Consider the following 9417-nt stretch of genomic DNA (forward strand, 5'->3'; position numbering starts at 1 on the left):
ACGTTCCCCCGAACCCTCGACCCAGGGAAGTCCCATGCCCGCTCGAAGAATCACCGGCCGCTTCACCGCCGGAACCCTGATCGCCGGATGTCTCGCCGTCTGCCTCGCCCAGATCGGCATCGCCCTTCCGGCCACTCTCAACGGCCTCTTCCAGGAGCATCTGCACCCGGTGGGCTCCCAGCTGACCTGGATATCCGATGCGTTCCTGCTCCCCGTCACCGTCCTGGAACTGACCTTCGGCGTCCTCGGTGACCTCTTCGGACGCAAGCGGCTGCTCGTCGGCGGCGCCGTGCTGCTCGGCGTCGGCGAGACGGTGGCCGCCACCGGTGCGGGGGTCCATCAGCTCTGGGTGGGGCAGGCGCTGGCCGGCCTCGGCGCGGCGGCGCTGTTCCCCACCTCGCTGGCGATGATCGCCGCAGGCAGCACCTCCGCGGCGGGCCGGACCCGCGCCATCGCCCTGTGGGCGTCCAGCCTGTCCGCGGGCGGCTTCCTCGCCCCGCTGCTCGGGGGCATCACCGGGAACTACGGCTCCTGGCGCTGGGCCTTTGTCGTGGTGACGGCCATCGCGGCGGTGAGCGCCCTCACCAGCCTCCTGCTCGCCCACGACTCCCGTGCGCCCGAGGGCCGTTCGCTGGACATCGGCGGCCAGATCACCATTGGCGTGGGGGCGTTCGCCCTGCTCTACGGGGTCATCCAGGGCCCGACGGACGGCTGGGGCTCCGCGGCCGTGATCACCGCGTTCCTCGTCGCCGCCGTCTTCCTCGGCCTCTTCGTCTTCGCTGAACTGCGGGCGCGTTCACCGCTGTTGCGCCTCGGCCTGTTCGCCGACCGCTCGTTCGCGGTGGCCTCGGCCGTCGCCGTCGTGGGCATGTTCAGCTTCCTGGGTACCGCGTACGCGGCCAGCATCCGGCTCGGTCCCATCCAGCACCAGAGCCCGCTGCGCACCGCGTTCGCCTTCCTGCTCCTCAACGGCATCACCCCGTTCCTCACCCCGCTGACCACGCGACTGCTCACCCGGGTGGCGCCGCGGCTGCTGCTCGGCGGCGGCCTGGTGCTGATGGCCGCGGGCGACTTCGTGGCCGCCTCGCTGCGGGTGACCGACCGGGCCCTGCCCTCGCTGATCCTGCCGCTCGGTCTGGTCGGCATCGGCTTCGCCTTCACCGTCTCCTCCGTCACGGCGACCGCCGTCAACGCGGCCCCCGCCCACCTGGCGGGCATGGCCAGCGCCTCGACGAACCTGCTGCGCGACTTCGGCTTCACCCTCGGTCCCGCGGTCATCGGCGCGGTGGCGCTCAGCCAGGCGGCGTCCCGCCTCGACGGCGCGATCGGTACGTCGGACCTGGCGCCGGGCGCCAAGGCGGCGGCCGGGGAGGTCCTCGCCGAGGGCGGGCCGCTCGCCCTGAACTCGGTACCGGCCGGTTCCCCTCCCGGGGCGGCCGGACCCTACGCCCTTGAGGCGCTGGGCCACGGCTATGCGATCGGGTTCGTGGTCTGCGGGGCGGCCGCCGCACTGGCGGCGCTGCTTGTGCTCGTCGCCCTGCACCCCGGGAAGGGAAAGGCGAAGGGGCGGGGCGCAGCACAGGAGGCTGACCGAACTGCCGCCGCCGAGGCTCTGCCCGACGCAGGCGCGGTCTCTTCGTGACTCCCTACGGCCGCCAGCCCAGGGCGCGTGAGATGCCGCGCCCCGCGAGCCGTACGGCCGGGACCAGCGAGTGCGGCTGTGTCCCGGCCGAGGGGACCACGAGCGAGACCGCGGCCACGACGTCGCCCCGCGGCCCGCGCACGGGCGCGGCCACCGAGACCGCGTCGTCCGTGATCTGGCGGTCGGCCACCGCGCAGCCGGTGCGCCGCACCTCGGCCAGGGCGCGGCGCAGCCGGACGGGGTCGGACAGGGTGTGCGGGGTGAAGGCGGCGAGCGGCCGCCCGCAGACCTGGTCCTGGAAGGCCTTGGCGCTGTGGGCGAGGAGGACGAGTCCGACGCCGGTCGCGTGCAGCGGCCAGCGCGCCCCGACGCGGCTGCGCACGCCGACGGCGTGGCGGCCGGACAGCCGCTCGATGTAGACGACGTCAAGGCCGTCGCGCACCGCGAGATGCACGTTCTCGTGGGTCGACTCGTAGAGGTCCTCGAGGAAGGGCAGCGCGGCCTCACGCAGCGCGGGGCCGCGCGGGGCCAGCGCCGCCAGTTCCCAGATCCGCAGCCCTATGTGGTAGCTGCCCGCCGCGTCGCGCTCCAGGGCGCCCCACGCGGTGAGCTCGCCCACCAGGCGGTGGGCGGTGGCCAGCGGCAGCCCGGCCCGGCGGCCGATCTCGGTGAGGGACAGCGCGGGTCTGCGGTGGTCGAACGCGCCGAGCACCGCAAGCAGCCGCTCCGCCGCGGAACGGCTGCGCGCTGCGTCCGCGGGATCCTGCGACGGCCCTGTCATGTCCGCCGGGTCAGCCCCGGTCCCCTTCCGCGACCCGCGCCAACAGGGCCTGCAACGTGGCCCGTTCACCGGGTTCGAGGGGGGCGAGCAGTTCGTCGGTCACGCGCCGGCTGCCCTTGTCGGTGTCGCGCAGGACGTCCTTGCCCCGGTCCGTGAGAGCGACGATGCGGCTGCGCCGGTCGCCCGGCGCGGGTCCCCGCTCCACCAGGCCGAGGTCCTGCAGATCGTCCACGAGGCTCACGATGGCGCTCGGGTCGTAGCCCAGCCGGTCGCTCAGCTCGCGTTGCAGGGCGCCCTCCACGGTGGCGAGGTAGCGCAGCAGCGCGTAGTGCCGCAGCCGCAGGCCGAACTCTTCGAGAGTGGCGTTGAACAGCCGGCCCGAGTGCAGCCCGAGCCGGTAGAGGAGATAGCCGGTGTCGGCGTGCAGCTCGCGCATCCAGGGCGCCTCTTCGTCAGTGATGTCGGGCTCCGGGGTAGGTCCGTGCGGGCACGGGGTGCGGGAGGTCGGCTCCAGCATGAAGGACTTAAAGGCTTACGGCAACTATTGACGACAACAATGATTGGTCATAGCGTCCTTCTTGTCGGCCGGTACGGATTGAGCGGATCGGATCTCCTCGGCCGCCTTCTCCCCTCCACGTACCTGTTCACGCCATCGGAAGGGCACAGCCGCAATGTCTGACGTGTCATCAGCACCTTCGACCTCACTCGACGGAAAGGTCGCCGTCGTCACCGGAAGCGGCCGCGGACTCGGGCTCGCCTACGCCACCGCCCTCGCCCGGTCCGGGGCGAGCGTCGTCGTCAACGACATCGACGCGGACGTCGCCGGGCAGGCCGTCAAGACGATCACCGCGGCCGGCGGCCGGGCCGTTGCCGAGGTCGTCCCCGTGGGTTCCACCGAGGCCGCCGAGCGCCTGGTCGGCCGGGCCGTCTCGGAGTTCGGCCGGCTGGACGTCATGGTCACCAACGCCGGAATCCTGCGCGACAGGGTGCTGTGGAAGATGACCGACGACGACTTCGACGCCGTGGTCACCACCCATCTCAGGGGCACCTTCACCTGCGCACGTGCCGCCGCCGTACGTATGCGTGAACAGGGCGAGGGCGGCAGCCTGGTGCTCGTCGCCTCCCCGGCGGGCCAGCGCGGCAACTTCGGGCAGACCAACTACGCGGCGGCCAAGGCCGGGATCGCGGCGATGGTGCGCACCTGGTCCATGGAGCTGGCCCGCGCGGGGGTCACCGTGAACGCCGTCGTGCCGGTCGCCGCGACCGCGATGACCGAGACCATCCCCGCCTTCGCCCCGTACGTCGACGCCCTGCGCGGCGGCGAGCCGCTGCCCGGGTTCCTGCGCAGGGGCGAGGGCTTCGGCACACCGGAGGACTGCGCCGCGCTCGTGCCCTTCCTCGCCTCCGAAGCGGCCCGGGACGTCACGGGCCAGTGCATCGGCATCGGCGGCGACAAGCTCTCCCTGTGGTCGCATCCGCAGGAGGTGTCCGTCGCCTACGCGGACGGCGGCTGGAGCCCGCGGACCCTCGCCGAGACCTGGCACACGTCGGTCGGGCGCGAGCCGCAGGCCGTCGGCATCCCCGCGCCCCGCCTCCCCAAGGCTCCCGAGGGCGTGGTCCCGGCATGAGCGGCATCGACGTCGCGGCACTCACCGCGATCGACGTCCACACGCACGCCGAGGTGTCGTCCAAGGGGCGGGCCTCGCTCGACGACGAGCTGCACGCCGCGTCCAGCACCTACTTCAAGGTCGAGGGGAACCGGAAGCCCACCCTCGAGGAGACCGCCGCCTACTACCGCGAGCGGCGGATGGCCGCCGTGATCTTCACCGTCGACGCCGAGTCCGCCACCGGCACCGAGCCCGTCCCCAACGAGGAGGTCGCCGAGGCCGCGCACGCCAACCCCGACGTGCTGATCCCGTTCGCGAGCATCGACCCCTTCCGGGGCCGCGCCGGGGTCCGCCGGGCCCGGCGCCTGGTCGAGGAGTACGGGGTGCGCGGCTTCAAGTTCCACCCCAGCATCCAGGGCTTCTTCCCCAACGACCGTATGGCGTACGGCCTGTACGAGGTGATCGAGGAGACGGGCGCCGTCGCGCTCTTCCACACCGGCCAGACCGGCATCGGCGCGGGCGTGCCCGGCGGGGGCGGCATCCGCCTGAAGTACTCCAACCCCATGCACGTCGACGACGTCGCCGCCGACTTCCCCCATCTGAAGATCATCCTCGCGCACCCGTCGTTTCCCTGGCAGGACGAGGCGCTCGCCGTGGCCACCCACAAGCCGGGGGTGCACATCGACCTCTCGGGCTGGTCACCGAAGTACTTCCCGCAGCAGCTGGTCCAGTACGCCAACACCCTGCTGAAGGACAAGGTCCTCTTCGGCTCGGACTACCCCGTCCTCACCCCCGACCGCTGGCTCGCCGACTTCGCGAAGCTGCCGGTCAAGGACGAGGTCAGACCGAAGATCCTCAAGGAGAACGCCGCCCGGCTGCTCGGGCTGACCAAACCGTAAAGGGGCCGGACATGCGCAACGAGGGACTGGGGTCGTGGCCCGCACGCCGGGCCCGCAAGACCCCGCACCGCACCGCACTGATCCACGCCGGCGTCGCCGTCACCTATGCCGCACTGCACGAGCGCACCACCCGGCTCGCCCACGCCCTGCGGACGCTCGGCGTCCGGCGCGGCGACCGGATCGCCTACCTCGGCCCCAACCACCCCTCGTTTCTGGAGGCCCTGTTCGCCGCCGGGCTCCTCGGCGCGGTCTTCGTGCCGCTCAACACCCGGCTCGCCGAGCCCGAACTCGCCTTCCAGATACGGGACTCCGGCGCCACGGTGCTGCTGCACGCCGCCGGGCGGAGCGGTGACCTGCCGGGCGTCCGTACCGCCGTCGAGGCGGACGGACCGGCGTACGAGGAACTGCTGGCCGCCGCCCCGGCCCTCGCCATCGACGAGCGGGTCGGCCCCGACGACGTAGGCGTCATCATGTACACCTCCGGGACGACGGGCCGTCCCAAGGGCGCCATGCTCACGCACGGGAACCTCACCTGGAACGCCGTCAACGTCCTGGTCGACCAGGACCTGATCGCCGACGAGGTCGCGCTCGTGGCGGCGCCGCTCTTCCACACCGCCGGCCTGAACATGCTCACCCTGCCGGTGCTGCTCAAGGGCGGCACCTGTGTCCTGGTGGGCTCGTTCGACGCGGCGGCGGCTCTGGAACTCGTCGAGCGCCACCGGGTCACCTTCATGTTCGGCGTGCCGACGATGTTCGACCAGCTCACACGGCAGCCGGGCTGGCCGGACGCCGACCTGTCGTCGCTGCGGATGCTCAGCTGCGGCGGCTCGCCCGTGCCGACCCCGCTCATCGCGGCCTACCAGGACCGCGGACTCACCTTCCTCCAGGGCTACGGGATGACCGAGGCGGCGCCCGGCACCCTCTTCCTCGACGCCGAGCACGCCGTCAGCAAGGCGGGCACGGCGGGCGTGCCGCACTTCTTCAGCGACGTACGCGTGGCGCGCCCCGATCTCGTGCCGGTGGAGCCGGGCGAGACGGGCGAGGTCCTGGTGCGCGGGCCCCATGTCATGCCCGGCTACTGGGGCCTGCCCGACGAGAGCGCCGCCGCGTTCGCCGACGGCTGGTTCCGGACGGGGGACGCCGCCCGGATCGACGCGGACGGCTACGTCACCATCGTCGACCGCTTCAAGGACATGATCATTTCGGGGGGCGAGAACATCTACCCCGCCGAGGTCGAGGACGCGCTGCTCGCCCACGCGGACATCGTCGAGTGCGCGGTCATCGGCGTACCCGACGAGAAGTGGGGTGAGGTCGGCAGGGCGGTCCTCGTCGCCCGCGAAGGCCGCGCGCCCGACCCGCGCGAGGTCCTCGCCTCGCTGTCCGGGCGCCTGGCCCCTTACAAGATCCCCAAGTCGGCCGTCGTCGTGGACGCCCTGCCCCGCACCGCGTCGGGAAAGCTCGTCAAGGCCGACGTCCGCCGCCTGCACGGCACTTCATGACCACCGTACTCATCAGCACACAGCGAAGGAGCCCCTCATGGGCATCACCGTCAACGGCCTGGACGAACTGAAGAAGCTCGCCGGAAGCGACCTGGGTTCCAGTGCGTGGACCGACGTCACGCAGGAGCGGATCGGCACCTTCGCCGACGCCACCGACGACCACCAGTGGATCCACACGGATCCCGAGCGTGCCAAGGAAGGCCCCTTCGGCGCGCCCATCGCGCACGGCTATCTGACGCTCTCCCTCTTCATCCCGATGTTCACCGAGCTCCTGGACGTCGAAGGAGTCACCACCAAGGTCAACTACGGCCTGAACAAGGTCCGTTTCCCCGCCCCCGTGCCGGCGGGCTCCCGCATCCGGCTGGCAGCGCGCCTCGCCGGGGTCGAGGACGTGCCGGGCGGCGTGCAGATCACGGTCGACGGCACCGTCGAGATCGAGGGGGCGGCCAAGCCCGCATGCGTCCTGCAGAGCGTCTCCCGGTTCTACGCGTAGCGGCGAGCCGCAATATAAGTTGTACGAGACGTCTCGTCTCACTTACGGTGGCGCCATGAACGTCCCCAGGAACGCCCATATCGCCATGTTCTCCATTGCCGCCCACGGGCACGTGAACCCGAGCATCGAGGTGATCAGGGAGCTCGTCGCCCGCGGGCACCGCGTGACGTACGCGATCCCGCCGCAGTTCGCCGAGAAGGTCGCCGAGACCGGGGCCGAGCCGAAGATCTGGCACTCGACGCTGCCCACCGACGACGACCCGGACGCGTGGGGCACGGAGCTGATCGACAACCTCGAACCGTTCCTCACCGACGCGGTCCAGGCGCTGCCGCAGCTCCTCGACCTCTACGAGGGCGACGAGCCGGACCTCGTCCTCTACGACATCACCGCCTACCCCGCCCGCGTCCTGGCCCACCGCTGGAACGTCCCGATCGTGCAGTTCTCGCCGAACCTCGTGGCCTGGGAGGGATACGAGGAAGAGGTCGGCAAGCCGATGTTCGAGCCGCTGAAGCAGACGCCGCGCGGCAAGGCGTTCTACGAGAACTTCGAGAACTGGATCAGGTCGAACGGAATCGACATCTCCGTCGAGGACTTCATGGGCCGCCCCGAGCGCTGCCTCGTCCTCATCCCCAAAGCGCTCCAGCCGAACGCCGACCGGGTCGACGAGCGCCGCTACACCTTCGTCGGCGCCTGCCAGGGCGAGCGGGCGGCGCAGGGCGAGTGGCAGCGCCCGGCCGGCGCGGAGAACGTGCTCCTCGTCTCGCTCGGCTCGTCCTTCACCAAGCAGCCCGGCTTCTACCGCGCCTGCATCGAGGCCTTCGGCGACCTGCCCGGCTGGCATGTGGTGCTCCAGATCGGCAAGTTCGTCGACGAGGAGGAGCTCGGTGAGATCCCCGCGAACGTCGAGGTGCACCACTGGGTGCCGCAGCTGGCGATCCTCAGGCAGGCCGACGCCTTCATCACGCACGCGGGCGCGGGCGGCAGCCAGGAGGGCCTCGCCACCGCGACGCCGATGGTCGCGGTCCCGCAGGCCGTCGACCAGTTCGGCAACGCCGACATGCTCCAGGGGCTCGGCGTCGCACGCCACGTACCGATGGAGGAGGCCACGCCCGGCAAGCTCAGGGAGACCGTGCTCGCCCTCGTGTCCGACCCCGAGGTGGCGCGCCGCCTCCAGGAGATCCGGGCGGAGATGGCGGGTGGGGGCGGTACGCGGCGCGCGGCCGACCTCGTCGAGCGGGCTGGCGGCCTGGTTCCACGGGAGGCGTGAAGTGATCGCGCTTTTTGGGTAACAGTCAGGTCATTTCATAACGCTCGGATAACGCAGGTGGTTCGTGGCGAAGTCATCGACCTGGCCATGGAGTTCGACCGTTACCCCCGGCCAAAGGTTGCGTTCTGCACTACTTGAACCTTGTGTGAAGGGCTTTCTAGCGTGAGATGAACTCACGTCGAACGCCAGGAAGTTGACCGCCATGCGCCGAGACATACCGCCCCTCGACGAGGTGCGCCGCATCACGCAGAAGAAACGGGACGCGTGGTGGACCGTTCTGCTCGTCGATCCGGTCGCCACGCCGCTCGTGCGGCTGACGGCGATGCGCACGAGGATCACCCCGAACCAGATCACCTGGGGCGCCTTCGTCCTGGGCCTCGGCTCCGCCGTCTGCTTCTGGCTGGGCGACTGGCGCTGGCTCATCGCCGGCGCCGTCATCTACCACCTGTCCTTCATCCTCGACTGCATGGACGGCAAGGTCGCCCGGCTCACCGGCCAGGGGTCGGTCTTCGGCGCCTGGCTGGACTTCGTCTTCGACCGCATCCGCGTCATGGTGTGCGGCGTCGCGCTCATGGCGGGCCAGTACGAACGCACCGGTGACGAGCTCTACATCTGGCTCGCCCTGGCCGTCGTCGGCCTCGACACCCTGCGCTACATCAACTCCCTGGAGATCTTCAAGATCCGCCACTCCATGCGCAAGCAGATCAAGGAGCGGGTGAAGGAGGCGCGGCGCGCGGAGAACGAGGCCGAGCTGGCCTTCATGGAGGACCTGCTTCGCGACAATCCCGAGGCGGACATCGAGCAGGACCTCCAGAGGGCACGCCCGGCCGAGGGAATCGCGGAGGAGGCCGCACCCCGGCCCGCGCCCCAAGTGGTCGACCTGCACCAGGAGTTCAGGAGCCGCTTCCCCGTATACCTGCGGTTGCGCTCGTTCCTTCTCCGTCACCGCATCCGTACCCATCTGATCAGCGGGATCGAGTTCCAGATGGGCGTCTTCATGATCGGCCCGCTGATCGACCAGGTCCTGTGGGCGACGATCGTGTCCGGAGCCCTCCTGCTCGCCTTCGAACTCGCCATCATCTACAAGCTGTTGCTGTCGACCCGCGACTTCACGCGCACGATCGACTCGTTCGCGGAGCGCGGCCGGCGAACCGCCGCGGCCTGAACGTACGGGTCCTCGAACGTGAGGGGGCGCCCCCGGCGGCGGGGGCGGGCGGGGGGGGGGCCGC

General features: G+C 71.0%; 9 protein-coding genes. 7 read left to right on the forward strand and 2 right to left on the reverse strand.

Annotation, left to right across the window (positions count from 1 at the left end; genetic code table 11):
- Positions 1-34: 34 nt before the first annotated feature.
- Positions 35-1642, forward strand: coding sequence for an MFS transporter (locus tag ACWIGU_RS43440; RefSeq protein ID WP_454407415.1), 1608 nt, complete (start codon positions 35-37; stop codon positions 1640-1642).
- A 4-nt stretch (positions 1643-1646) separates the two neighbouring features.
- On the opposite strand, the gene ACWIGU_RS43445 is transcribed toward ACWIGU_RS43440, so the two are convergent.
- Both ACWIGU_RS43445 and ACWIGU_RS43450 read right to left on the reverse strand, forming a co-directional pair.
- Complete coding sequence (locus ACWIGU_RS43445; protein ID WP_454407416.1) at positions 1647-2423, reverse strand: IclR family transcriptional regulator; 777 nt, start codon at positions 2421-2423, stop codon at positions 1647-1649.
- Positions 2424-2433: 10 nt separating this feature from the next.
- Complete coding sequence (locus tag ACWIGU_RS43450; protein WP_454407417.1) at positions 2434-2940, reverse strand: MarR family winged helix-turn-helix transcriptional regulator; 507 nt, start codon at positions 2938-2940, stop codon at positions 2434-2436.
- A gap of 163 nt (positions 2941-3103) precedes the next feature.
- Here ACWIGU_RS43450 and ACWIGU_RS43455 point away from each other — a divergent pair, with 163 nt between their 5' ends.
- The 6 genes from ACWIGU_RS43455 to ACWIGU_RS43480 all read left to right on the forward strand — a co-directional run bounded on the left by ACWIGU_RS43455 (position 3104) and on the right by ACWIGU_RS43480 (position 9353).
- Complete coding sequence (locus ACWIGU_RS43455; protein ID WP_454407418.1) at positions 3104-4051, forward strand: SDR family NAD(P)-dependent oxidoreductase; 948 nt, start codon at positions 3104-3106, stop codon at positions 4049-4051.
- Positions 4048-4929 (forward strand): amidohydrolase family protein, encoded by an 882-nt coding sequence (locus tag ACWIGU_RS43460; protein WP_454407420.1) that lies wholly within the window; start codon positions 4048-4050, stop codon positions 4927-4929. The genes ACWIGU_RS43455 and ACWIGU_RS43460 overlap by 4 nt, the downstream gene beginning before the upstream one ends.
- Before the next feature lie 11 nt (positions 4930-4940).
- Positions 4941-6428: an acyl-CoA synthetase gene (locus tag ACWIGU_RS43465; protein WP_454407421.1), complete on the forward strand. Its 1488-nt coding sequence runs from the start codon at positions 4941-4943 to the stop codon at positions 6426-6428.
- 37 nt (positions 6429-6465) lie between these two features.
- On the forward strand, positions 6466-6921 hold the full coding sequence (locus ACWIGU_RS43470; protein ID WP_356279406.1) for a MaoC family dehydratase: 456 nt from the start codon (positions 6466-6468) through the stop codon (positions 6919-6921).
- A gap of 55 nt (positions 6922-6976) precedes the next feature.
- The gene (gene mgt / locus ACWIGU_RS43475; RefSeq protein WP_454407423.1) at positions 6977-8188 is read left to right on the forward strand and encodes a macrolide-inactivating glycosyltransferase; all 1212 of its coding nucleotides are present in this window, start codon (positions 6977-6979) and stop codon (positions 8186-8188) included.
- A 202-nt stretch (positions 8189-8390) separates the two neighbouring features.
- Complete coding sequence (locus ACWIGU_RS43480) at positions 8391-9353, forward strand: CDP-alcohol phosphatidyltransferase family protein (protein WP_454407424.1); 963 nt, start codon at positions 8391-8393, stop codon at positions 9351-9353.
- The last annotated feature ends 64 nt before the right edge of the window (positions 9354-9417 follow it).

This window comes from Streptomyces sp. NPDC055400, from assembly GCF_053644375.1.